Here is a 25,685-nt window from a genome sequence, read left to right on the forward strand (position 1 = left end):
CCTAGCGGCTCATCCGAAAGCCATCGCCATCGACTGGATAACAGCGATGGCGAATTCGCAGACCCTTCTCCGCGACGAAATGCGAGAACAATTCCCGATCGGCTTCGGGCGCGGTGCAGGTACGTTCGAGCAGAGCGACGCGCGCCTCGGCGCCGGCCGCCTGATAGAACGTAGCTGCGCTTGGGAACAGGCGGGCCTGGAAGATATCGGCGAAGTCCTGGGTGGCGTAATCCCTGAGCTCGGGCGAGGCCGCATTGAAGGCGCGAAGCGCCAGTGGCGCGCGGATGAGTTGGAGCCAGGCCTCGTGTGGCGCGAAGCGATAGGAAAGACTCAGCAGTTCCGCTGTTCGCGGCCCAAAGCCGGCCTGGCGAATTTCGGCCCAGTAGCTGCCGAACCAGCCCAGTGCTTCAGTCGGCGCGCATGCCAGCAAGGCACGGCTCGTCGACGCGACGGCGTCTGCATCGAGATCGATCTGCTTCAGGTCGCCTGCGCGTGTCGATTCGTCGGCGATTGCGAGCTGGAGCAGCAGGAGCTCGCGCAGCGTCTTGGCGCTGCATAGGCGACGGGCGGATGGCAAATTGTCCGATACGATCCGTCTCAGGCGATCGACTTCATACCGCTCGCCGCGCGCGACGCGTCCTGCAATCTGCGGAACCGCGGGATTGGTCACATCCGGGGCGATAGCCGCGATCCACGCTAGCGCGGCTGCGGCAAGCGCGATGGTCGAGCCGCGCAGAAGCCAGCGATAGGCGATCCCCGTTGCCTGTGCCGCCGGCTCGGTGGCGCTAGGCTCCCTCGACATAGTAGCTGTTGTAGTGCGAGCCCTTATACGCCTCGATCCTCTTGAGCATCTTCGGATTGGCGCGATTGAGCACGGCGCCCAGAAGCTTCTTCTGAATGCCTTCGGAGCTCGCCATCGACTCCTGGAGCGCGTTGCGGGTCGTACGGCCCCACTCGATGACGTAAACCATCGCATCGACGAGATGGCTGACAGCCTTGGCGTCGGTGACCGGCATCACCGGCGCCAGATCGATGACGATGTATTCGTATTCCTCTCGCACCACTGCAAGCAGGTCAGCCATCGCCTTGGAGGCGATGACATCTGCCGAGTTCACCATGCGCGATGCGACGACGGAGGGCAGGAAGTCGAGCCCGCTCTCCTTGCTGCGCTGGATATGATAGCCGAACGAGCGCGGATCCTTGAGGGCTTCGACCAGGCCGGTCTTGGAATGGGGGGCCAGCGCCCTGGTCAGCGAGCGGGTATGGAGGTCGCCGTCGATCAGTAGCGTGCGATGTCCGGTCAACGCGGTCAGATGACCGAAATTGGCGGCAACCGTCGTTTTTCCCTCTTTCGGCAAGGACGACAGGATTCCAATGATCTTGACCTCGCGCGACAGGCGCGCGACGTCGATTGACACCTTGATGTTCCGCAGCGTCTCCGCGAACCGCGAGAACGGGTGCTCGACGACGTAGCTGGATATGTTTCCTTCCGGATGATCTGCCGAAGCCCTCGCCGCGCGGATGTCGGGAAGAACGCCGAGGCATTTCACCCCGAGCTGATCCTCGACGTCGCTCGGAGATCGCAGCACGTCGCTCATCAGTTCCTTCGTGAAGGCCGCCCCGAAGCCGAAACAGAGACCGCCGAGCAGGCCGCCGACCAGCGCCAGCAGCGTCTTGGGCGAGCTCTTCTTGTCGGGTTTGACCGCCGTGCCGATGATGCGCGCTTCGCTGATCGGGAAGCTCTGGTTCTGCGTCGCGTTCTGCAGCTTCTCGAGGAAGTTGTTGTAGAGGTTACGATAAGTATCCGCCGCGCTTTCGAGGTCGCGCAGCTTGACCTGCGCCTGACTCGTGCTGCCGGCCTGGGATACGAGATTCTTGAGATTCTCCTCAAGCGCCGTCTCGCGGCTCTTGGCGATCTCGTACTCGCTGCGATATGCGTCCGCGATACGACGGACCTCGTCCGCGATCGCCTTGCGCAGCTCTTCCATGCGGTTGGCGAGGTTGACGGCCGCCTGGTGGGTCTTGCCGTAACGGCTCGACCAGTCGGCATATTGCGCCGCCAGGTCGAGATATTGGGCGCGCAGGCGCGTGATCACCGTGTTGTTGAGTGCGTCCGTCACGGTCGGCTGGACGAGATCCTTGTCGAGCAGCGCCTCGATCCGATCAAGGCGGGCCTTGGCCTCGGCGGTCGCGGCATGAGCGGCAATAAGCTGAGAGTTGACGTCCGCAAGCTGTTGCTCGCTCATCAGACCCCGGCTGGTGCCCACGATGTTGTTTTGCGCCTTGAACGTCTGCACGGCGCGGTCGCTCGCCGTCGCCTGTTCACGCAGCTCGGCGCTGCGTTGCTGGAGCCACTCGCCGGCGCGCTTGGTCGACTGGTATTTCGCCTCCAGTGCGCCGACGATGTATGCGTCCGCAATCGCGTTGGCGATCTGCGCAGCCTTGTTCGGATCGATCGAGCGGTAGTTCATCGAGAGGACATAGGTCGTCAGCACGCGCTCGACCTTCAGGTTCTTCTGGAGAAGCTCGACCGCGCCGCGCTCGACCCGCTCCTTGCTCGGAGGACCGTCCGACCCGAACATCGAGATGACCTTGCCGATGACCAGCGGAATCAACCCGGGATCCGAGCCGTTGAACTCCGGATCCTCGGTGAGCTTCAGCTTACGGACGATCGACAGGAGCAGGTCGTCAGACTGGAGAATCTCGACCTGGCTGTCGACGAAGCCCGGGTCGATCAGCGCGTTGGCGGTTCCGCTGTCCTTGTCCAGTACCTGGGTTTGGCGCGTGTCCATCAGGATGCGCGCATTTGCCGTGTACATCGGCGTTGCCACGATCAGGTAGACGAGAACGATCGCGAGCGTACCGGCCACGATGGCGACGATCAGCGGCCATTGGCGGCGTACGATGTCCAGAGCGCGCTCGGCGCTGAGCGTCGTGCCACCGACCTCGATGGCATATCTCGGGCGTTGCGGAAACTGATCTCGTGGCTGAAACATCTCTGGGAATCTTGAGGTTGTCACTCGGGAAGGGGAACGGGTTTGAACGGGTCGGCGAGTTCGGTCTTCCACTCACCCGACATCAGACCGGCGCTCGCACCCGGACCCGCCGGTGCATTGCTGGCCGTGGCCGGGCTTCCCGGAACGGGGGCAGCCGCCGCGTCCTGATCCGTGAGATATCCTTTGAGGACGGACCCGTCGTGCAGCTTGGCAACGAATTCGCTGATCCGGCGCGCGACGTCGGGCTTGGTCGCGATGCAGCGCTCTTCGGCACGGTGAAGCCCGGCGCCGATTGCGACACGGTCGGCCTGGCTCGCCTGGCGCAGCATGTCCCGAACCGGATCGAGCGCGGCTATGTCGGTCACCAGCAATCCGGTGAGCCGGCCCGAAAGCTTGTCCCTGTCGTTCTTCGACTGTCGCAACAAAACCGAGGGGTCCGAGACGAATGCGCTGACCGCGGACGACGGCGCTCGTTCGGCGCGATCGACGCATTGAGCCTGTGCCGGCGCCGACAGCGTCGCAGACACGGCAACGGCGATCATTGCTGCGATCCGTAAAACCGGCAGGGAGCGACGCAACAAGCTATCGAGTTTGATTAGGATCGCGCTCATATCTCGTTGCAAACTAGCGATGACGTATGGATTTAGGCCCTAGGTCCTTGATGACCCAAAACTATGTCAAATTCTTGTGCGGCGCAAAATATAAACCAGTACGGACCAAATTGCCATCCTTGCCCGCTCTGCATCCCCGTTTCGCATGAACGAAATTCTTGCTGCGATCAGGCGCGGATTCGGCGAATGGTTGCGCGCGCTCGTATGCGATAAGCACGAATTTTAGGCAAGCACCATGCCAAGGCAAAGGCGCGAGGGACGGTCTGGCAGACCATCGCCTCGCGCCTGTCGCAACCTGCGATTGAGGGCGGTAGAGCGAAACTTCGCGCGGTCTATTCGGAGGTCCGCAACATCGCGAGACGCGTGGCGCGCAGGCGCTCGCCATGCTCGCCGATCGCGACCCAGAAGCGCGGATTTCCGCCGGACTGCATCGAGATCCACTCGTAATCCGCGGCGTTCCAGGGGCGCACCGAAGCGGAAAGATTGTCCAGGACGAAGTCGCCGTCGGCAAGTCGCGCCACCAGCACGAGATGGCCCTGGCCGCCATTTGTCAGGACCACTGCGAGGCGCAGTGCCGACTTGGGCCAGCCCATCTCGATCAGTTGATGACGCTTGGTGACCGCGTAGTCGTTGCAATCGCCGGCGGACGGCGAAAGGCTCCAGCGCGCCACCATCGGATTGGTCGATTTCTGCATCGGTGTGATCGACGCGTTGACCGAGCTGTTTACCTCGCGCAGCATGCTCATCGCCCGGTCGCCCGAAGGCAGTGTCCGGTCGGCGGCGTCGCTCGCGCATTCGCCGTCGTTGTTCATGCAGAACTTGACGAATTGCAGCGGCGCGAGCGCATTGTCGTACTCGCGGATGAACGCGCTCTTCGCCTGATTGAGCGAACTGTCGTTCAACATCTCGGCCTTGGCGGCGGTGCCGGTCGACGCGATCCCGATCGCGACCAGCGATTTGATAATCCAGCTCATGACATCCCCGTCTCGCGTTTTCTTTTTTGACGCTACGGGTATCTCACAAACGATTTGAGCTTTGGTTCCGCGGAAATTTACAATTGTAGCTAAATAGGCCGGTCACGGGACCGGCCTGGGAGGGGTGGTTAACGGTTCCAGCCGTCAGCGCGACGGGCTTACCGAGGTCAGAACGGCGGTCGACGTCGCCGCAAACAGCGTCTGCGTCTGTGACGCCGCACCCGGCCCGCTCTGGTTCACGACCGTGGGTGCGGTCGAGCTTGCTCCGCCACCGCGTGCCTCCGCCGCGGTCGAACCAGGTCCGCCGCCGGCTGTGGTCTCGCCCGTCGGATCGGCGCCGTTGGTCGCTTCGGTCGGGATATCGCCGGTGATGCTGGTGAACGATTGGATCAGGTCGGGATTCTCGGTCTTGAGAACCGCCTCCTGGATCAGCTGGGCAACGCCGGGCTGCGACAGAACGCAAACCGATGCGGCGGTGCCGAGACCAGCGCCAATGGCGCGGCTTTGATCGGTGCTGCTGGCCTTCGCCAGCGAGACAATGCCATCGACTGTCTCGGGACGCGCGGTCAGAAGGTCGCGCACAGCCGAGGCGAGGCCGCCTTGTCCGTCCTTGAACTGGTCGAGCAGCCCGCCGGGATTGGCCAGAAAGTCGGTGGCGCGCTCGGCTGAAACAACGCCGGTGTTGGCAACGCAGCCCGAGCTGACGCCCGTTGCGCCGAATGCTGCCGGCATTCCGGCGAAAATTGCCAGCGCTCCGACGATCACGGTGAAGCGCCTACCAGAATTCCAGCTCATTGCCCTGCCCACTTCAATCAATTTGGCTTTAAACTTCAATTAATTTGACTTTAGCTCGACTTGCACGGATTTGCCACGTTCTTTTCGCATCTGTGATGGTAGCGATTGCGCGAGGCCGCACCCGACGATGGCTGCGAAAAACACGCCGTAACCGGGTATCTGCAACGAGAAATCGATGCAGCTATGTGCAACTCCCAATACAGCGACGCTGGCGCCGATCACGGGTATGTAGCGGTCGCGCTTTCGGCGCAAGCTTCCGGTAAACAGATGGTAAAGATACCAGAGGCAGGCCAGCGCGATGACGGCGAAGGCGGGGATGCCTAATTCGACGGCAATTTCCAGCGGCGTGCTGTGAGCGCGGTCCCAGATGCCGAGACTGCCGAGCGTTGCAGGTCTGATGGCGGGAAAAACAGCTTCGAAATTGCCCAGCCCGACACCGAGCAGCCGATGATCAGCGATGATCCCCAATGATGCCTGGTACGCAGCAAGCCGCTGCGGATCGATCAGCCCGTGTTCGACGATTCGCCCCGCCACGAGGCCGCCTACGAGCTGCAAGAGCACGAGCCCTGCTGCCGCTGAGCCGCCGAGGACCAGCCACTTCCGCGATCTGCCGAGCTCGAGCGGCACGAGATAAAGGATGATGGCCAGCACGAACGTGCCAACCGACAGCAGCAGACCCGCCCGCGATCCGGTCATGGCAAGCGCGATCGTGCAGATCGCGAATCCCGCACCGAGCGCCACCGGCGCGGAGAGGATTTGCTCGAGCTGCGATCGCCAATCCGGTTGTTCCGGCGGCCCGCCTTCCTGGCGGTGCATGGTGCGCAGAAGCGGCACCAGAAACAGCAGGGCGCAGCTGCCCCAGAACGTCGCCGCCGTGTTTCGATTGACGAAGGTGCCCGTGGCAAAGCCCAGATAGGCTTCCTTCTGCCTGAACAGCACCATGTCCGGTGCGATCAGCTCCGCCAGAATTCCGTACAATGCATACAGGCAACCCGCCCATGCCAGTATGCGTAGCAGCGAACGTGCGGCTCCCGCATCGCTTGCAAGAATCACGGCGCGCGTGAAGGCGAGCGACAGCAGCAAGACCGATCCGAACGCTAGCCACGTTCCGCGCGCGGTGACCGAGAGACGGTCAGGCAGTACGAGGCCGAAAAAACGCCGCGGCAGTTCCCAGACCGCTGCTGATTCACTGGACGGATCGCTCCACGTTTGCAACGCCACGATGACAACCACCGCTGCGATCGCCACTGCCAATGGAATGAGCAACATGGCATTGCGACGGCTCACGGCCGAAAGATCGGCGGTCAGCAGGCTGCAGACCAGCAGAAAATTCCAGAAGCAAATCCACGCGAGGTCGAGGGATCCGAGCGGAAGTGGCGCCAGCACAAACACGGCTGTGGCGAAAAATCGCGATATCGCGCCCAAAGGCCCCTCTGTGGTTCAGCTCAGCCACGATGGAGCTATCAGAACTTCGCGCGAGATCAAGTTAATGCGAGGCTGGGTCGTTGATGGCCATTCGCAACATTGCAAACAAGGCCGCAGCTCGCGCGTGCAGCCCTGATCTGTTCCAAACGCAATGCCCGTTGCCTCACGAAAGCTGAATTGAAGTTTATGAGCATGTCGTCGGAGCAAAGATGCCGGCCGGCGTCTTGCTGCCGCATCTGTCGTGCACTGTCCTGGTCGAGATCGGCGCTTCGCGGCTCTTTTCAGTTGAATAAACCACCCGGTGGAGGCATTATATTGCACCGCAGCATTTCGCTTTGGTCGAATCGTAGAGCCTCTATCAAGTGCTAGCTCATCAAACAAAGGCGCACTACGTTCCGCTGGACAGCGTTCGTGGCCTCGCCGCCCTCTGCGTGGTCGTCCATCACTTCGTCGGATCGGATCCGCTCGCCGCTGCGCTGCCTCATCGCGCCTGGATCGACGTCGCGTTTTTTCACAATTCCTGGCTCTTCGTCGACTTGTTCTTCGTGTTGAGCGGCATCGTGATCTCGATGAGCTACGTGCAGTCGGAGTTCAGCGGGTTCGACTTCCGAACGTTCACCTTGCGTCGTATCGCGCGCATCTATCCGCTGCACATCGTCATGCTGTTCGCCTTTCTGGCGTTTCGGCTGATGCGGCTCACGCTCACCGAACTGGACCTGCTGCACTTCTCGACCAACGAGACGGCGGATCTCCAGGTTAACAATGTGTACTCGTTTGTCGCGAATGTGTTCTTGCTCCATGCTATGGGCGTGCTCGATTATCTGAGCTGGAACGGCCCGAGTTGGAGCATCAGCGCGGAGTTCTACACCTATCTCGTGTTTGGCGCCGTCGTCGTCCTGTCGCAGCGCCTTGGCTACATCAAGCTCGTCTATGTTTTCAGCGCCGTGCTGGCCGTGATGGGTGCAGCTCTCATTATCTTCGTGCTCAAGAATGAAACGCTCGATTTCCAGACCAACGCCTTCACCCGATGCTTCCTGGGCTTCTTCGTCGGCGTGCTCACGCTTCGTTTCGTCTCGGGAAAAGGTCGTTCAGTGAGCCCCTTCGTTCAGTCGGCCTGCCAGATCGGCGCAGCCGTCGTCGCCATTGTGCTGGTTTCAGTCGTCGGCTTCGACGAACGGCTCAGCTTCGTGGCGCCGATCGTTTTCGGCGCCCTGCTGGGCTCGCTGATGGCGTTTCCGGAGCGGCTCCTGCCGAAGTTGCTCTCCGTTCGTCCGCTGGTCTGGCTGGGCAAACGCTCCTATTCGATCTACATGACGCATGCGCTGATACTTGTCCTCATCCAGTACTTCGCGCGTGGCGTGGGCACCGGGCGCCTGCAAATCGTGGACAACATTCTTCCCGGACTGGCAGCCTCGCTGCTGCTCGCCGTCTTCGTGGCCGCCGTGCTCGTGCTCTCCAACCTCACCTACCTCTGGGTCGAGATGCCGGGCTCGCGGTTCGTGCTTCGGCTTTTCAATCGCCGCGCCGTTCCCGCTGTGGTCGCGGCGGAGTGACGGGCATGTCCAGCAACTCTTCGGCTCTACCGAAGTCGGACTGGCGCATGGTCGATCCGGTGGCCTTGCCCCGGCATCACCAGCAGGAGGGCAGTGCATTCTTCAGTCTCGAGGCAATCGCGCTCTTGCTTTATTTCTACCGCGATGCGCTCGCAGGCGCGCTGCGCTATTATCTGGCCGTTCTCAAGATCAGTCCGCTGTGGTTCCTGCCCGACATTTTCGCGCTGGTCTGTATTTTTGCCTTCGTGCAGCGCTACGTCCTGATGGGACGTAACCTCGTCGCGATCCTCACGCTGTTCTACATCTGCTTTGCGCTTTACCTCGGATACGTGTTCCTGGGCTATTTCAGCGGCATGATGTCGTCGTTCAAGATGATCGCGCCGGTGTTCGTCGGCTTCTGCTTCTGCGGGCGCAATTTCGGCGACTACGATCGACTGTTGCGATGGCTTCACCCGATCTTCTACCTGACGATCGTCGGGATCATATTGTCGTCCCGCATGCAGTTGCCTTGGGTGGGATATGCCTACGAGACTTTCGGCACGACGCGGCAGGCGACGCGGCTGTGGTGGTCGGCGTCCGAGACGCGCCTCGCCGGACTTGCCGCCGACAGCACGATGGCCGCATTCTTCGTGTTCATTTCGTTCACGATCAGCTCGGTGCGCCGGAGCCTGCTGTGGTGCCTGTTTTGGGCCCCCATCGGTCTCTACGCCATCAAATTGACCACGAACAAGACGTCGCTCGGCGTGATGGTGATCTACATCGCTTGCCTGATCATCGTTCGCCTCGTTCCCGAGCGTGAGAAGTTTCCCATGCTCCGGCGCATGGCGCTGCTGTCGTTCCTGTCGATCCTCGTGCCTGCGGTGCTGATCGCCCTGTTCTCCGGCAACGGGCTTGTCAGCATGTCGCGCGGTCTGTTCAGCCTGCAGGACCGCGTCAACAACAGCTGGCAGTTGCCGTTCGTCTACATGGCTGAGCTTATGCCGGTCGGCTTCTTCACCGGCTGCGGCCTCGGTTGCTTCAACTATCCGCAGCTGCTGTTCTCGAACAAGCTCAGCTATTACGTTCCGGTGGATAATTTCTACCTCGGCACCTACCTGATGTTCGGGCCGATCTTCGTGTTGTTCATGGTCATGGTCATCCTCGCGGTCGCAAGGACCAGGGACATCTACAAGCTGTCTTTCGCGGTCGCCATGAACCTCTTCACCATCACGGTTCTGGCCTATGGTCCCGCAAGCGGCCTGATCATGCTCGGCGTCGCCTTCAGCGAAGTCTTCGCCCGAGAGAGACGTGACGAGACCGTCGCGGACGCGGTGCCACTCGCGCCTGACGTCGACGATCTGGTCTCTCGGCCGGCATGATTGCGATGTTGCCGTACGCAATGAGCTGCAATGCGCAGCACGGGCTCTGGTCCGCAACTTTCCTTCGTCTTGATATCGGATCGCGGCGGTGAGCGCAGACAGCAAGAATTTCGTGGAGGCGATCCAGGGGCTGCGCGGCGTCGCCGCGCTCACCGTGCTGATCGTCCATCTTCAGGACATGCCGCTTCTGGCGGGCTTCCTGCCTCCGATCTGGCCGTGGCTGGAAGCGACGGTCAACATGGGCGGGCACGGGGTCGAGCTGTTCTTCATGATCAGCGGCTTCCTGATTCCGGCGAGCCTGATGCGTCACCGCAGCGTCGGGAAGTTCTTTCTCGATCGCGCCCTGCGAATCCTGCCCGTGTTCGTGATCCTGCACCTGATCCTGTTCACGGCAGGCCCCCTGGTTGGCTACAAGTTCTTCAAGGGGATCGATCTGCCGACCTATCTCAAGCTGTTCTTCGTCAATCTGGCGTTCCTGCCGGACGCGCTGGGATTGCCGATCGGCCAGCAGAATGCGTGGACGCTGAGCTACGAATGGGCGTTCTACATTCTGTTCGCTGTGATCTTCGTGATGTTGGTGCGGCGGAGGAACTGGCTGCTGGCGGCGCCGTTCATCCTGCTCGGTCTCGCGGGAATCGCCTTTCGGCCGATCGCCGCGTTCTTTCTGGTCGGGCTGTTGTTCAGCCTGATCGATTTGCGGATCCGCGTCGTCGGCTGGCCCGGATTGCTGGCGGGCATCCTTTGCGGGATCGCGATGTACGTGTCGATCGAATATGTGCATCCGCTGGTCGGGCTGCTGCCGGGCGCGCTGCTGTTTGGAATGGTCCTTGCTCCGGACTCCGGTATTGCCGCCGCTTTGAGCGGCAAATTCCTGCAGTTCCTCGGAAAGATCAGCTATAGCCTCTATTTGGTCCATCCTTTTGCGCTATTTCCGTTGCAGGTCATCGGAGTGAAGCTGGCCGCGCATGGCGTCAATATCTGGCTCCTCTGGGCCGGGTTCGCGGGCCTCGGCCTGATTGCCGCACTGATAGCGGGGACGGTCAGTTACGAGCTGATCGAAGTGAGACTCCGCCGCTTGCTCGATCCGGCGCTGCGGGGCCTGTTGTTCGGAGTGCACCGTGAAGCTCGCTATGTCGCCTGAGCGCATCCCTTCGCAATCGTTTCAGCCGGATCACTTACGAGAGACGTCATGATCATCAAGAATCTGCTCTCGATGTCGAGCGTGAACGTCGTGAAGTCGGCCGTTCAGTTCCTCATCACGCTGCTGATCACCTATTTCGTGACGCCCACGGAATTCGGGCTCGTGGCGTTTTCGCTGCCGTTCATCGCCTTCATCTCCATGCTGACCGACCTTGGGCTGTCGAGCGCGATGATCCAGCGGACGTCGCTCACCAGGGAGGAAGCCGGCGCGGCGACGACTCTGATGGTCGCGATCGGGATTGGTTGTGCCCTGGTGCTGGCCGCCGCCTCGAAACCGCTGGGGGCTGCCGTCGACATGCAGGGGCTGCCGTCCGTGCTGGCTGCTCTTTCCGGTTCGGTCGTCTTGTCCATTTCCGCGATGGGGCCGCGCGCGGTCCTGGAGCGCTCCCTGCAATATAAGACCATCGCCTTGATCGAAGCCGGCGCGGCTCTGGCTTCCGCGACGGTGGGCGTGGCCGGAGCCCTGCTCGGATGGGGGATCTGGGCGCTGATCGCATACTATGTCCTGATGCAGGCGGTGCGCGCCGTCGCCTTCTATGTGAACACCAGGCGCCATATCCATCTGTCCTTCAAATGGCGCGGCGTCGCGCTGATGCTGTCGTTCGGCGGTTGGGTGCTGGCCTCGAACGTGCTCAACTTCACTGCGAGAAACGTCGGCAATCTCATGATCGGCGCCAAGCTGGGCGCGGCGGCGGTCGGCCTGTTCGGTCTCGCCTTCCAGTTCATGACGCTTCCGCTGATGATCCTGTCGTGGCCGGGCGGCGGAGTTCTGATGGCCACCCTGAGCCGGATGAACGGCGAGCGGGAACAGGAACGCCGCCGGTCGGCGATCTGCGCGGTGCTCGGCATGACCGCGATGATCACATTCCCGGCGATGATCTATCTGACATTCGGACTGAAATATCCCGTTGCGACGTTCCTCTCACCGCATTGGCAGGAAGTCCTGCCGCTGATTGCTATCCTCGCGCCCGCAGGCGCGGCACAGTCGATTGCGGCCTATGCCGGGCCGATTCTGCTCGCTCACAACAAGGCCCGGCTCCAGTTCTGGGTGAGCACCGCCAATAGTGCCAGCATGATCCTTGCCTTTGTCGTGGCGTTGCCGTTCGGGCTCACGGCCGTGGCGGTCGTGTACCTGATCGTATCGATCCTCGTTTGCGTCCTGATGCTGATGATTGGCGCCCGCAACTGCGCGATCTCCTATGCCTCTTTGTTGGGCGCCCTGATGCCGGCCACCGTCGCCACCGCGCTCGGCGCATTGTGTGCGGTCGTCGCCACGAAGGGAGACGTCGCAAGCCTGTCACATTGGCTGTTGGCGACGGCCGTCTATGCGCTGATCGTGCTCGGCAGCTACGTGATATTCAGGCGTCGTATCTGGAACAGCATGCAGTCGCTGCTCGGCGGCTCGGTTCCGTCGATCCAGGCGAATGTTTCCTCGGCAGGTTAGTAGAGAACGTTTGATGTCATCAGTTGAGGGAATGAGCGGCAAGTCCCAGGCGGGATTTCCGTGGCGCGAGGACCTGATGGCAAACACCGGCAGGTCCGGTGTTGGTGCCGCTTTCGTCGCCATGCTGACGAGCCCGGGCTTCGCCGTGATCACGACCTGGCGCATCGCCAGGATGCTGCGATTCCAGACCCGCTGGGGACACCAGATCACCTGGCTGCTCGTGCGGTCGCTGATGCGGCGCGGCTGCTACATCTCGGTTCTCGCGGAGATCGGTCCAGGGCTGATCTTGCCGCATCCGACCGGCGTCGTGATCGGCGAGGGGGCGCGGATCGGTCGTTCCGTGATGCTTTATCACAACGTCACGCTCGGCCGGCGTGCCTGGGATGAACCGGGTTGCCCGACCATCGGCGACGGCGCCGTCATCTACACCGGTGCCGTGATCGTTGGCCCGACTTCGATTGGTGCGGGAGCAAACGTTGCCGCCAACGCGGTCGTGACGCGTGACGTCCCGCCGCATTCCGTCGCCGCGGGAGCACCTGCGCGGATCGTGCGCTCGGAAGCACCAGGTCGCCTGCGCGCCTGACGGACCGCGAACCGACAGCGAGGTTCCGGCGATCCGCGGTTGGTCCGCCGGTTCAGCCCGGTCACAATTCTGATTGCTTGCCATGTATAGTTGTGTCCGGAAACGTCTCGGACACAGGAAGCAAGCCCATGTCGTCGATCATTACCGATTTTTCGCAGGTCTATCCCTATCTCGACGGCTCGAAGTTCAAAGACACCATCGTCGTGCAGTATCGGGGCGACGGCGACGTCAGATACAGATGCGACGTCCTCGTGGACATCTGTCGGGGCAAGCGAGTCCTGCATGTCGGATGCTGTGATCATCTGCCGCTCATCAAACGAAAGATCGACAACCGGGACTGGCTGCACGGCCTGATCACCGAGTGTTCCGAATACACCGTCGGCGTCGACATCGATGCGGATGCGGTGCGGGAGGCGTCGCGGATTTCCGGGCTCGACAACATGGTCGCGGGCGACGTGACGTCCGGCCAGAAGATCGAGGCAATATCCGGCCGGAAGTTCGACATCGCCGTGTTTGGCGAAGTCGTCGAGCACATTCCGAATCCGGTCTCGTTCCTGTCGCGCTTCAGGGAGAATTACGGCGACGTCGTCGATCAGATCGTGATCACCGTTCCGAACGCCTTCAGGGGTGGCAACATCAAGGGCATCTTGAAGAACGTCGAGACGATCAACAGCGATCACCGTTTCTTCTTCACGCCCTATACGATCGCCAAGGTCGCAATCGACGCCGGCTATGCGCCGGTCGAGGTGAAGATGGCCACCTTCATGCGCGCCGGAAAGCTGAAGTCGATGCTGCTGCGGCGGCTTCCGCTGCTGGCCGAGGATATCATCTTCATCGGTGCGGCCACACCCGCGCGGCCGCACTGACCTTGCTTCCCCCGTCGTCCCGTTCAGCTGGCAGGGGGACCTGCCAGCTGGTTCGGCGTCAGACGAACAGGAAGTTGCCGTGATCCAGGTTGGCCGAATTCACATTCTTCAACAGGATGGAATCGGCCGAGGTGAGCTGGATCAGCGTGTCGGAACCTGATTGCGAAATCTGCAGGTGGCTGTAGTCGGCCACCAGTGATTTCAGGATTTCGATCGTGTCGTGGTTCGCCGCGGCTCCGGCGTGGAAGCTCTTGATCTGGTCGTTGCCGCCGTCGAACATGACGGTGGTCGTGCCCGGCGCCGCGGAGAAGACGTCGTTGCCGCTGCCGCCGGCCAGTGTCAGTCCCGCAGTCACCGCCGTGACAGCGTGGGTGCCATCGGTGTTGAGGACGTCGATCGAGAGCAGCGAGCCGCTGGTATTGTAGCTGTCGTGCTCGACGGCGCCCGGCAGGCCGGCGACCTTGAACTTGAAGACGTCGGACGTTCCATCGGCGTTGTTGATGGTTTCGGTCGTCTTGACCCCGGTGCTGTCGTAGACGTCGGAGACCTTGCTGCCGTCCGACTTGACGACCTGCGTGTAATCGAGCGTACCGTCCGCGTGCGACCGGGTGATCGAGGTCATCTTGCCCGCGGCGTCGATGTGCTGCTGCTCCGTGACGTAGCTCTTGCCGGTGATGTTGTAGATCGTGTTGTCGTGCGAGCCGTCGGCGTTATTGGCGTAGACCGCGGTCTTGACGCCCGACGTGAACACGGTGGTCGAGTTGGAGCCGTCCTTGTTCAGCACGTAGTCGCTGGTGAGGCTGCCGCTGCCGTCAAACAGCTTCGTTTCCTTGGTGCCGTCGGCGTTGACGACGTAGATCGACGAGTTCAATCCGTTCGCGTAGTTCGTCGTCGTCACGTCGCCGCCCGCCGTCTTGTGAACGTCCTGGACCAGAGCTCCCGACGAGTTGTACGTGTCCGTCGTGGTCGATCCATCGGCGGCATTCAGGATCTCGCTCATCTTGTGGCCGGTGCTGTCGTAGAGGTCGGTGACCTTGCTGCCGTCGCTGTTGATCACCTGCTTGTAGGCAAGCGTATCATCGGCATGAAGGCGGGTCAGGGCCGTAAGCGCGCCGGCGGCGGTGAGGTGTTGGATCTCGGTCGTATAGCTCTGGCCCGTGATGTTGTAGAAGGTGTTGTCATGGCTGCCGTCGGCATGGGTGACATAGAGCTTCGTCTTGACGCCGGCGGAGTAGACCGTGTTCGAGGACGAACCGTCCTTGTTCTGGATGAGGTCGCTGGCGATGATCCCGCTGGAATCGTACAGCTTGGTGTCCTTTGACCCGTCGGCGTTGACCACGTAGACCGACGCCAGCTTTGCGCCGTTGTAGTTCGTCGTCGTGGTGTCGCCGGAGCTCGTCTTGGAGACCTCCTGCTTCAATGCGCCGGTCGATGCATCGTAGATGTCGGTCGTCGTACCCGACGACGTGACGGTGATGACCGAGATCTTGTGGCCTGTGGAATCGTACTGGGTCGTGACCTTGCTGCCGTCGCTGTTGACCACCTGGCTATAGGCCATCGAGCCGTCGGCATGGGTACGGCTGACCAGAAGCAGCTTTCCGCTCGGATCGATGTGGTCGTGCTCGTTGGTATAGGACTGGCCGGTGATGTTGTAATAGTAGTTGTCGTGGCTGCCGTCGGCATTGGTGCCATAGACCTTGGTCTTGACGCCGGCCGTGTAGAGCGTGTTCGAGGACGAGCCGTCCTTGTTCTGGATCAGGTCGCTCGCGATGATGCCGTTGGAATCGTACAGCTTCGACTCCTTCGACCCGTCGGCGTTGACCACGTAGACCGACGCCAGCAGCGAGCCGTTGTAGTTGGTCGTGGTCACGTTGCCGGAGGTCGTCTGCACGACCTGCTGCTTGAGCGCGCCCGCGGTGGTATAGAAATTGGTCGTGGTGGCCGTCGACGTTATGGTGACGGCCGAGGTCTTGTGGCCGGTCGAGTCGTACTGGGTCGTGACCTTGCTGCCATCGCTGTTGAACACCTGGCTGTAGGCCATGGTGCCGTCCGCATGGGTGCGGCTGACCGACAGCAGCTTGCCGCTCGCGTCGAGGTGATCGTGCTCGCCGGTATAGGACTGGCCGGTGATGTTGAAATAATAGTTATCGCGGCTGCCGTCCGCGTTGGTGACGTAGGCCTTGGTCTTGACGCCTGCCGTATAGAGCGTGGTCGACGACGAGCCGTCCGCGTTCTGGACCACGTCGCTCGCGATGACGCCCTTGGCGTCGTACAGCTTGGAGTCCTTCGAGCCGTCGGCGTTGACGACGTAGACGGACACCAGCAGCGAACCATTGTAGTTCGTGGTGGTCACGTTGCCGGAGGTCGTCTGCACGACGGTCTGCTTGAGAACGCCGGCTGTGGTGTAGAAATCGGTGCTGGTCGCCGTCGATGTCACGGTGACGACAGAGGTCTTGTGGCCCGTGGCGTCGTACTGGGTCGTGACCTTGCTGCCGTCGCTGTTGTAGACCTGGCTGTAGGCCATCGAGCCGTCGGCATGCATCCGGACGACTGATAGAAGCCTCCCGCCCGCGTCGAGCTGGTCGTGCTCGGTGGTATAGGACTGACCGGTGATGTTGTAATAGTAGTTGTCGTGGGTGCGGTCCGCATTGGTGACGTAGACCTTGGTCTTGACGCCGTTCGAATAGAGCGTGTTCGAGGACGAGCCGTCCTTGTTCTGGACGAGGTCCGCGATGAGATTGCCGCTCGTATCGTAGGTCTTGGTGTCCTTGTCGCCGATCGCCGAGACGGTGACGTCACGCACCATCTTGCCGCCGGTATAGGCGATGTTCTCCGATGAGCCGTCGGTATTGAGCGTCACCTTGCTGGTGATGACGCCGTCGGTGAAGTTGGACGTGCTGGTCGACAGAAGCTTTGCAGAGGAGTCGTAGACCCTGGTCACGCTCCAGGTGTCGGTCGAGTTGGTGATGGAGAACTGGTAGCCGCCCTGGATGGCTGCGAGCGCCTTCCCGTAATGCGAGATCATGTACGCCATGGTGGCATCGGAGGCGACCGGAAGCACGTGGGTGTCGGTGAGCGTGATGGTCTTAAGCGAATCCGAGGCGTTCAGGTCGGACATCTGCGACACGATGTCGGCGGCGGTTCCGCTGACGTCGGTCACGGCGGGCGGTGCAGTGCCGCCTCCTGCCGGAGCGTCGATCTCGATGATGAGCGGGTGGTCCGTGATCGGAACCACGATCTGGCTGACGTCGGTGTAGGTCGCGATCGGCGAGCTGCCCTTCAGCGGGTCATAGACGTTGATCAGGTGGTGGACGCTGCCCAGGTTGACGGTAACCGATGTCGTCGGATTCGCGATCTCGGTATCGGTGGCGTCGTTCCAGACCTTGGGTTCCGCCCAGACCACGAGCTCATAGGCGCCGTTGCTCTTGCCGAGAACCATGCTGTTCCCGCTCGCCGGCATGTTGTCGAGCGTATAGTTCAGCGAGGCACTCGGCGTGTGGCCGCCCTTGCCGTCGTCGGCCAGGATCGTCGTCAGATTGTGGACCGCGGTCGCCGCGAGCTTCGGGGTTCCGTCGGCGTTGAACAGGCCCCAGTGTGATTCGGGATCCGTAGGGTCGTTGCTCGCCGAGGCGTCGAGCAATTGATAGAGATAGGTGGTGCTGACGCCGTCCTTGTAGGCATCGACCAGCGTGTTCAGGATCGATTTCGCCTGTACGTTCTCGCTGGCGCCGACATACGGGGTATCGCTCTTGGTCGTATAGCCGGTCTCGGTGATCACGACCGGTTTGCCGCCGGTGACCGACGTGGCGTTACCGAGCAATTGCTCGAGGGCGGTTTCGGGTGTCAGGCCGGTGCTGACATAGGCGTGAGAGTTGGCGTAGTCGGTCGACCCCGACATGTTTCCGAGATTGGCGTAGTCGGCCGAGTCATTATAGCCGATCGACAAATTGTAGACGGGGATGTCCTTGAGCGCGGCGTCCGCCTTGATGGCGCTGTAATAGACAGCCTGAAACTGCGCTGCAGCCGAGACGCTCGAGCTCCCATTATAGCTGAAGCCCTGGATGTTGACCTCGTTGAGGCCTTCCAGCGCGATGACGCTGCCGGGATGGCTGGCCGCGAACTCTTTTACGGATTCCAGATAAGACTGGAGCGCAGCCGCGCCGCCGGCCGGAACGCCCGACGGAACCACGAGGTCGAATTTGTAACCGTCCTTCGCAAGTCCCTCGACGATCGGTTGCGCTTCCGGGCTCGTGGCGAGTCCGCCCCGCAGTTTCGTCACCCCGAGATATCTAAGATTGTCCTCGACGAGGGCGAGGTTGTCGTAGGCGCCCCAGGAATATCCAACGTGAACATTGACGCCGATGGAACTGACAAAGGTGCTCGCCGACAGGATCGTCTGATCTGGTGATGAGGTAGTCATCGGTATTTCGGAGCCTTTTCTGAAACGCGAGAGTTCGGTGCCGCCTGCGTCTGTCGTATCGGCCAATCTCTGTTTTTCGAGTTGGTGAGATTGGTAAAAATGGAAGCACCCGGAGATTTTCTCACCGACGCTTCCTGCGCGACGCCCACAGCGCACGAATCTGCGTGGACTGAGATTGATCGATGAAGACCACGGCAATGTGCTTGCAGCGTGACGTTCGAATGGCGATGCAACGACGATGTTCGATCGATGTTGTGCCGGTGCCTAATCGAACCGCATTTGCTTGTCGCGCGAGCAGCCTTGCTTCGAATCTATTGTGTTAAGCGCTGTTAAGCCTGTGGCGTGGGCGGATCGAGTTGCCTGCGAGTCACGACCGCAAAAAATTTCGATCGAACTGCGAATGTGACAGTTGTTCGGGCGCGGAAGGCTTGCAGCGCGCTTCCGAATTTTCCCGCGTGCAGTCGGGAAGCGAGAAAGTAAATCTATGGAACTCGCTACCAGAGTTTTGTTTTCTCTCCTGGTCGCTGCGACATTCGTGTCGACGTCAATGCAGAAGGATATCGAGTCCGTCTTTGGCCGATGAAGAAACGCCTCGTTGATGTGCAGGGTCAGTCGAACGAACGACGCCGACCGGATGAGAGGTCCAATCTGTGTGCACGAGGGCAGCGATCGGTGCGTTGACGGCGGGACAATCGGTCGCGGACCCGGCGGGCAAGGGGCCGGGGGACGTTTCAACCGGGCGTTGCTTGCGGAATTTGAAGGGAACACCGACTTCGGGCGGAAGGCGCCGAACCCGAGAAGCGGACTTCGGACGTCGCCCGCGGTGCCGGTGCGGAGTGTCGCAGATCCGCAACGTCAATATGTTAGGCGCGCAACGCTGTTGCGGGCAAACCGCTGGCACGGCATGGAATTTGCCGCTAAGCACTGACCGAAATGTCGTCGATTGAACGGAGTAAGGCCATTCCCATGCAAGATCCCGCCCCGAATGTCATGTTTCTGGTTGAGGTCGTGAATTGCAATGACGGGATTGCATCCTATTGCGAGACCCTGGCCACGGGATTGCATGGCCGGGGCGTGCAGATCCACCTGGTCTCCGGCGCTGTGCGCTCGGACGAGAAGTCCGAATACAAGCGTCAGAAGCTGGCGGCGGCCGTCAAGGAATGGCACGTCATTCCGGGACTTCGGAAGTTGCCCTCGCTGTCGATCTTCATGCAGCTGTTGAAGCTGATCCGGAAGAACAACATCACCGTGATCAACGTCCACGGGCTGGGCATGCTGATGTGGGGCAGGCTGCTCGCGCTGCTCACCGGCGCGCGCTGTGTTGCGACCTATCATCCCTCGGTGCTCGGGAACATCGAGAAGGTGCAGAATGCGCCGCAATCGACCTTCAGCCCGGTCCAGGTCCTGTTCTTCAACCTCTTCTTTCCCCACACCCTCATCCTGATGTCGGAGGAATCGCTCCGGCATCTGCGCCGCTACGTGCTGTTCGGCAAGAACCGGATCGCCAAGGTCTATGGCGGCGTCGACACGGTTCATTTCCGCCCGCCCTCGGATGCCGAGCGCCGCGATGCGCGCACGAAATTCGGCGTTGGCGACGGTGAGTTCATGTGCCTGTTGGCGGCCCGTCTCGCCTGGGTGAAGGGCCACGACCTCCTCATCAAGGCGGCGCGCAAGATCCGCGACGGCGCCAGTTCTCCGCCGATCGACATCAAATGCTACTTTGTCGGCAGCGGCGGAGCCGAGCGCGAGAAGGAAATCAAGTCGTTCGCTTATGCTGGCGAGAAGGACAAGGACACCTTCAAGTTCCTCGGGTTCATGGGCGACGTCCGCGAAATCCTCTGGGCCGCCGACGTGTTCGCGCTGCCGAGCCGGTTCGAGGGATTTCCGCTCGGCGTTGCCGAAGCCATGGCGACAGGCCTCGTTCCGGTCCGGACTCCGGCGGGCGGCGCGACTGATCAGATCATCCAGGGCCAGACCGGCTTCATCGTCCCGTTCGAGGACGTCGACGCGCTCGTCGGCGCGCTCGAGAAGGTGGCCGACCCCGCGATGCGCGCCGCGCTGTCGCGCAATGCTCTTGCGCGCGCCCAGCAATATTTCGGTGTCGGGCCGATGGTCGACGAGACCCTCAGGATCTACGGTTTGACCGGCGATACCTGCGGCAACGCGCTGGCTCACGCGGTGAAGGCCTGATCTTAACTGCGTGCCGAGGCCAGCAGATCGCCTCGCCACGTCACCAGAACGACGGCGAGGCCGGCGAAGACGATCTTTCCCGCGAGCCAGGTCAGGGAGTCCGATGGAGCTGCCGCGAGCATCGCGATCGCGGCGGCCGCGACGGTCGCTTCCAGGATCAGCAGCGCCCTTGGCGCCGCCCTGAACCGGATCAGCGGACCGCTGGCGAAGAGGATGATGAGCGCGGTGGCCAATGCCGCGCTCGCGATCTGTCCCGCCACCGATATGTGCAGCAACGCGCCGATCGAGGATGCCGCCGACACCAGCAGCAGCTGGCACGCCGCGACGACCACCAGCCTCGTCGCCGATTTGGTCAGATGCGGCACGATCGCGAGCGTGGCCTGAAGGTGGGTGTGGAGGAAGTAGAAGATCGCCGCGACCGGCGCCGCGTTGAGGAAATCGACCAGCAGATCGGCGGGCACGAACAGATGCGCCGCGTCGGGCAGGAGGCCGATCAGCCCGCCCAGCATCACGATCGTCGCGCAGAGGATGAATTCGAGCATGCGGGCGGTGGCCTTGCGCGCTTCGCCGTCGACGGCGCGCTCGAACTGGACCACGACATTGGGATAGCAGACGGTGTGAATGGCGGCCACCAGGACCGAGAACGGGCGTTGCAGAAGGTCGATCGCCATCGAGAAGCCGGCCGCTCCGGTCGACGCCCGGCCGAGCGTGGCGATCACGATCAGGCGCAAGGTGACGGGTACGGAGAGATGAATGACGGAGGCGGCCGCAGCCATGATGCCGTAGCGGCAGAAATTGCCCCAGTCGATCAGCATGGCGTGTCGCGACGCGCGCCGTAGCGAGGTGCGATGCACGACCAGGCTCAGGAGAAGCACCGCGCCGTAGCTCGCGGCCATGCCGCACAGCGTCGCTGCAGCCGTGCCGTGGAGCAGCGCGCCCGTGACGGCGCCGGCCAGAAGCACGCTGGCACGCAGGATCAGGAGGACCGACGCGGCCCCCAGCCGGTCGGACACGCGGACGATCATGAAATAGAGGTCGGTGGCGCCTTGCAGCACGGCCATCGCCAGCGCGAGGGCGACGACGCTCGTCTCGAGCGTGCCCAGCAGTCCCGCCACGCCGCCGACGAGCAGCAGCACCAGCGCGCTGAGCAGCCCGGCGCTGAACAGCGAGAACCGTAGGCGCGCGGCCTCTTCGCCGGAAGCTGCGGCGAGGAAACGAACGCCGGCCAGTTGCAGCCATTCGAACACGAAGACGCAGAACAATTGGCTCGTCGCCAGCGCCAGCGAGAACGAGGTGTACTGGGCCGGCGAGAGGATATGGCTGACGGCGAAGATCAGAATGATCGCGGACGCACTCTGGTAGATATAGCTGCCGAATGCGAGCAGGCTGATCATGTCTGGCAATGCGTGAGAAAGAACATGGCGGGATGGTTGGGGGCCATTGGCGGCATCTGCGTCAGACTCGGCTATGTGCGAGGCGTGCCGCGGCCGCGCGTGAGCTCGTCGTAGACGTTGCGATAGCCGGCGACGACGTCGTCAAAAACCCATTTGTCGATGCCGGACTTCAATCGCTCGCTCATCTCCACGATCTGCTGCGGCGCTTCGATGATCGCCGAAATGCTCTTGGCGATCGAGGCGGGATCGGGCGACGTCAGCCAGCCGGTCACGCCGGGCTTGATCGCTTCCTGAATGCCGCCGAACGGCGTGCCGAGCAGGGGTTTGCAGGCGGCCTGCGCGTCGGCGACGACGAGCGGGCAGGGATCTTCCCACACCGAGGGTACGACCACGACGTTCACCTGTTCGTAAAACTGCTTCGGCTGTACGAAGCCGAGAAATTCGATCCGTGCATTCGGAGCGAGCGCCTTGAGCTGCTTCTGCTGGCTCTCGGTTGTGTGGCCTGCGATGACGAGCCGAAACCGGTCAGGCGGAATCGTCGCGATGGCGCGGACGAGATTGTAGATGCCCTTCTCTTCGGTCAGGCGTCCGATGAAGCCGAACGTGACGGTGCCGTCGACCATCGCGGCGTCTGCGTTGCCGACGTCGGCGGTCGAGGCGTTTCGAATGACGATCTTCAGCGGCGTCTGCGTGAACAGGCCGAGCTGGGTATGGATGTCAAGAATGCGCTGGCTGACGCCGACGACGGCGTCCAGATGTCGCGTCGCCCCGCGACGGCGAAGGGTCAGGATCTGACAGCTCATGCAGCTCGACTCGCAGGCATGTCCGTCCGAGAAGCGCGAGCAGCGCGGGCAGGTGAGATAATAGTCGTGAAGCGTGTGCAGGACCGGAATGCCGAGCTCGGCGGCGGTCCGCCACACCGCGGTCGTCAGGCCGGAGAGATTGTTCGAGTGCAGGATGTCAGGCTTGAAGGCCTTGATGCGAGCCGCAACGAGCTCCGACATTGTCTGCCAGTCCTCGATCGCGTGCCAGATGCCGCGCACCGGCGAGCTGTGCTGCTTGGCGAAAGGGAAATAGATGTTGTGTACGGGCGCCGAATACACGTCGATGCCGTTGCAGGTCTCCATCTGCTGGTTCGATGCGGACGCGGCACGTATCACTTCCACGCCGTCGTTCTGCCCGACCAGGGTCTCGGCGAGGCGGCGGACGAACGTTTCCGCGCCCCCGACCACCTTCGGTGCCAATGGCGTTGGATAGAGGGATGACGTGATAAGGATCTTCATCGAAAAGGTCTGTCCAGCTATCCTGCCAAATGGCTTTGCTGAAATCTCCGTTTCGGCTTATTGCCGGTTGGTTCGATTGTTGTTCAAATAGACGTCCAAATATTGTCCTGTCACTGAATCCGCCGAAAACCTCTCGGCAAATCCTGGCTGCGGAGGCCGCGAGACTTTCCAGTGTGACCTCTCGTTGACGGCCTTCAGCATCAATTCTCCCAGTCGCCTATGATCGCTGGGTTCGTAGGACCCAACCATATTGGAAAACCCCGCGATCTCGGGAATCCCGCCAGCCGTCGAGCAAATCGTCGCCCGGCCGGCGTTGATGCTTTCGATCAACGTACGCGGCAGCGGCTCCGGCCAGACCGAACTCACCAGGCAGACGTCGATGCTGGCATAGAATTCGGCTGCCTTGGCAAAGCCAAGCCATTCGACCTTCCTTCCGCTGCGGCCTTTTAGCCCCCGCACGTAATCCTCAAGCCCTTTTCCGGCGATTTTCAGTTGCCAGCCTTCGTCGGGAAGCTGCTCGGCCGCCCTGAGGACTACCTCGATACCTTTTTCAGCCTCGAGCCGCCCGATGAACCCGAATATCAGATCATCCGAGCTCGAAGCTGGTGACGGCACCACGGAGCTTGGATCGGCGATGTTGAAGATGACGCGGCCATCGGTGCCGGGGAAATATTTCAGCCTGGTGTGCTGGTCGAGCACGAATTGGCTGTTCGAGACCACCGCATCGACCATACGCGAGGCCAGCAGATAAGGCGACGTCATGGCAGCGCAGACGGTGCAGCGCTGCGCGCATGTCGCATCGCCCCGAAACAGCGTCGAGCGTTTGCAGAGCAGGGAATAGTCGCGCAGGGTGTGCACGATCCTGATGTTGCGCCGCCTGGCTTCCGACCACAGCGAGACCGAGAAGCCCGTGAGGTTGTTGGTGTGGACGACGTCGGGCTTCTCGATCTCGAGAATTTCGGCGAACCGCGCCGCGGATTTGCGATTCCATGTGTCCTTGAGATGCCACTTCAGGCGCTGGACCGAGGAGGGCTTCCTGTCGTTGCCGAACGGCCAGTAATCGTTGTCCATCGGCACGCGGTATACGCGCACGCCCTTGAGTTCGTCGATCGTGCGTTCCTGCTTGTTCTGAAGGCAGACCACCGACACCTGATGGCCGCGCTGGACGAACGCCTCCGCGAGCAGCGACACAGACACTTCGGCGCCCCCGATGATCTCGGGCGGATAGAGCGTGTTAACGATCAGTATTTTCAAGGATAGCCTCGGATTAGCAGCCCGCCGCAGCGTCAGTTCGATGGCCGGATCTCGAAATCCGGCACGGCCGTGCCCTTGACGCTGACAAGCAACGGCGTTGTCGATAACGCCGTCCAGGCGCCGGCGGCGGGGCCCGGCGCTTGCTGACATACATATCTGATCTCGGCATTCGGTTCCGCATTTTTTAATCGAACTTCGAAGCGCTTCGACGCAGTCTCCGACCAAAGCGCGAGTTTCGTTTCCGATCCACTGTCACTGCGAATCTGCACGACGCCGGGCGCCGGCGTGGTTCGCGTTGCCTTCAGGCTGGTGCGGATGAAGGCCCAGCTTTCGCGAATGGAACACACGGCAGGCTTCGGCGAATTGTCGAAATGATAAATGCCGAAATTGTCCTCCAGTTCACCAGGCTTCGTCCCACTGTCCTTCAGCTCGTAGAGCCATATCCCCTTGAGCCAGGGACCGGCGGTCGAGGCCCAGAGGATGATCTGCGCCATGTTGTCGGCGGCAAGCTGCTCGGTCACGCCGCATTTCGCGCTTGGTGTCGGCCAGCCCGTTTCGGTCAGATAGATCGGATAGTCGGGATTGCCGGTCGCCTGTGCGACGCGTTGATGAAGATTTTGCAGCCGTTCGATCGCCTCGGCTGCGGTCCGCCCGGCCGGTGGTAAGCAATGGTTGTAGATGTGAATGGACATCCCGTCCGCGATACGAAGCAGGTCGGTCTTCAGCAGGGCGTCGGTCCATTTCCAGCCGGGATCGTCGCCCAGTGCTCCGACCACGAATGGCGCGGACGGCGCCGCCTGCTTGACCGCGGGCTGCACCGATCGGGCGAGCGTCACATAATTTTCGACGGTGAACAGCGGCTCCGCGCGCGCTCTGAGATTGTACTCGTTCCACAATTCGAAGATCGGCTGCCGTGATGCGACCGCTTGCGCGGCTGCCGCGGCATAGGTGACGAATCTTTGGCGCGCTTCGTCGGTCGTCGGCGGATCGGAATTCGGGACGAGATGATGGCCGGTCCCGAGAATGAGCAGCGGGATTCCGACGCCGGACCTGATCTGGGTCTCGAGGCGGCCGTTCAGGGCATTGAAGCCGAGCCGCTTGCCGGGCAGCTCGAAATCCGACCAGGGGAAGTCGTCGCGGAACGAGGTAACCCCCAGCTCCTTCATCTGCTTGACGGCGGTCGCGGGCACATAGCCGCGGGCGCTGGTGACGCCGCCGAGGCCCTGGTGCGTGCCGACGCCCAGCAGGAAGCGCTGATCGAGCGGCTGCGCATTCTGTGCGTCTGCAGGATATGAGAGGCCGGCCGCGACGCAGAGCCCGCACATCAACATCCGGAAAC

Annotated in this window: 18 protein-coding genes; 7 read left to right on the top strand and 11 right to left on the bottom strand. The window is 61.8% G+C overall.

Features of this window, described 5'->3' with window-relative positions:
* Position 1: 1 nt before the first annotated feature.
* From J4G43_RS12950 to J4G43_RS12975, 6 genes are all read right to left on the bottom strand, one after another.
* Positions 2–802 carry a hypothetical protein gene (locus tag J4G43_RS12950; RefSeq protein ID WP_085402141.1) on the bottom strand — a complete coding sequence of 267 codons (801 nt, stop codon included), beginning with the start codon at positions 800–802 and terminating at the stop codon, positions 2–4.
* Positions 786–2,996 carry a GNVR domain-containing protein gene (locus J4G43_RS12955; protein WP_208085030.1) on the bottom strand — a complete coding sequence of 737 codons (2,211 nt, stop codon included), beginning with the start codon at positions 2,994–2,996 and terminating at the stop codon, positions 786–788. Before J4G43_RS12955 ends, J4G43_RS12950 begins: the two co-directional genes overlap by 17 nt.
* A 20-nt stretch (positions 2,997–3,016) precedes the next feature.
* Complete coding sequence (locus J4G43_RS12960) at positions 3,017–3,538, bottom strand: hypothetical protein (protein WP_225004847.1); 522 nt, start codon at positions 3,536–3,538, stop codon at positions 3,017–3,019.
* Between the two features lie 401 nt (positions 3,539–3,939).
* Entirely contained in the window at positions 3,940–4,581 is a 642-nt protein-coding gene (locus J4G43_RS12965; protein ID WP_063985225.1) for a transglutaminase-like cysteine peptidase, read from the bottom strand.
* A 144-nt stretch (positions 4,582–4,725) separates the two neighbouring features.
* Complete coding sequence (locus tag J4G43_RS12970; protein ID WP_071916260.1) at positions 4,726–5,376, bottom strand: hypothetical protein; 651 nt, start codon at positions 5,374–5,376, stop codon at positions 4,726–4,728.
* A gap of 39 nt (positions 5,377–5,415) precedes the next feature.
* Complete coding sequence (locus J4G43_RS12975) at positions 5,416–6,801, bottom strand: O-antigen ligase family protein (RefSeq protein WP_208085032.1); 1,386 nt, start codon at positions 6,799–6,801, stop codon at positions 5,416–5,418.
* A 362-nt stretch (positions 6,802–7,163) separates the two neighbouring features.
* Here J4G43_RS12975 and J4G43_RS12980 point away from each other — a divergent pair, with 362 nt between their 5' ends.
* From J4G43_RS12980 to J4G43_RS13005, 6 genes are all read left to right on the top strand, one after another.
* On the top strand, positions 7,164–8,354 hold the full coding sequence (locus tag J4G43_RS12980; RefSeq protein ID WP_208085033.1) for an acyltransferase family protein: 1,191 nt from the start codon (positions 7,164–7,166) through the stop codon (positions 8,352–8,354).
* Between the two features lie 5 nt (positions 8,355–8,359).
* Complete coding sequence (locus tag J4G43_RS12985; protein ID WP_208085034.1) at positions 8,360–9,712, top strand: hypothetical protein; 1,353 nt, start codon at positions 8,360–8,362, stop codon at positions 9,710–9,712.
* Positions 9,713–9,800: 88 nt separating this feature from the next.
* Positions 9,801–10,853 carry an acyltransferase family protein gene (locus J4G43_RS12990; protein WP_208085035.1) on the top strand — a complete coding sequence of 351 codons (1,053 nt, stop codon included), beginning with the start codon at positions 9,801–9,803 and terminating at the stop codon, positions 10,851–10,853.
* A 48-nt stretch (positions 10,854–10,901) separates the two neighbouring features.
* A complete protein-coding gene (locus J4G43_RS12995; RefSeq protein ID WP_208085036.1) occupies positions 10,902–12,356 on the top strand; it encodes a lipopolysaccharide biosynthesis protein in 1,455 nt (484 codons plus the stop codon).
* A gap of 31 nt (positions 12,357–12,387) precedes the next feature.
* Positions 12,388–12,939: a serine O-acetyltransferase gene (locus tag J4G43_RS13000; protein WP_208089308.1), complete on the top strand. Its 552-nt coding sequence runs from the start codon at positions 12,388–12,390 to the stop codon at positions 12,937–12,939.
* Between the two features lie 128 nt (positions 12,940–13,067).
* Entirely contained in the window at positions 13,068–13,805 is a 738-nt protein-coding gene (locus J4G43_RS13005) for a class I SAM-dependent methyltransferase (RefSeq protein ID WP_063985219.1), read from the top strand.
* 58 nt (positions 13,806–13,863) lie between these two features.
* On the opposite strand, the gene J4G43_RS13010 is transcribed toward J4G43_RS13005, so the two are convergent.
* Complete coding sequence (locus J4G43_RS13010; RefSeq protein WP_208085037.1) at positions 13,864–18,225, bottom strand: lipocalin/fatty acid-binding family protein; 4,362 nt, start codon at positions 18,223–18,225, stop codon at positions 13,864–13,866.
* Positions 18,226–19,191: 966 nt separating this feature from the next.
* On the opposite strand from J4G43_RS13010, the gene J4G43_RS13015 reads away from it, so the two are divergent.
* Positions 19,192–20,415 carry a glycosyltransferase family 4 protein gene (locus J4G43_RS13015; protein WP_208085038.1) on the top strand — a complete coding sequence of 408 codons (1,224 nt, stop codon included), beginning with the start codon at positions 19,192–19,194 and terminating at the stop codon, positions 20,413–20,415.
* A 2-nt stretch (positions 20,416–20,417) separates the two neighbouring features.
* Here the strand turns inward: J4G43_RS13015 and J4G43_RS13020 are convergent, their stop codons facing one another.
* From J4G43_RS13020 to J4G43_RS13035, 4 genes are all read right to left on the bottom strand, one after another.
* Complete coding sequence (locus J4G43_RS13020) at positions 20,418–21,809, bottom strand: hypothetical protein (protein WP_208085039.1); 1,392 nt, start codon at positions 21,807–21,809, stop codon at positions 20,418–20,420.
* A gap of 71 nt (positions 21,810–21,880) precedes the next feature.
* Entirely contained in the window at positions 21,881–23,092 is a 1,212-nt protein-coding gene (locus J4G43_RS13025; RefSeq protein WP_028152407.1) for a glycosyltransferase family 4 protein, read from the bottom strand.
* A 57-nt stretch (positions 23,093–23,149) separates the two neighbouring features.
* Entirely contained in the window at positions 23,150–24,346 is a 1,197-nt protein-coding gene (locus J4G43_RS13030) for a glycosyltransferase family 4 protein (protein ID WP_208089309.1), read from the bottom strand.
* A 32-nt stretch (positions 24,347–24,378) separates the two neighbouring features.
* On the bottom strand, positions 24,379–25,671 hold the full coding sequence (locus tag J4G43_RS13035; protein WP_208089310.1) for a glycoside hydrolase 5 family protein: 1,293 nt from the start codon (positions 25,669–25,671) through the stop codon (positions 24,379–24,381).
* Positions 25,672–25,685: the final 14 nt, after the last annotated feature.

The organism is Bradyrhizobium barranii subsp. barranii (genome assembly GCF_017565645.3).
Taxonomy (GTDB): Bacteria; Pseudomonadota; Alphaproteobacteria; order Rhizobiales; family Xanthobacteraceae; genus Bradyrhizobium; species Bradyrhizobium barranii.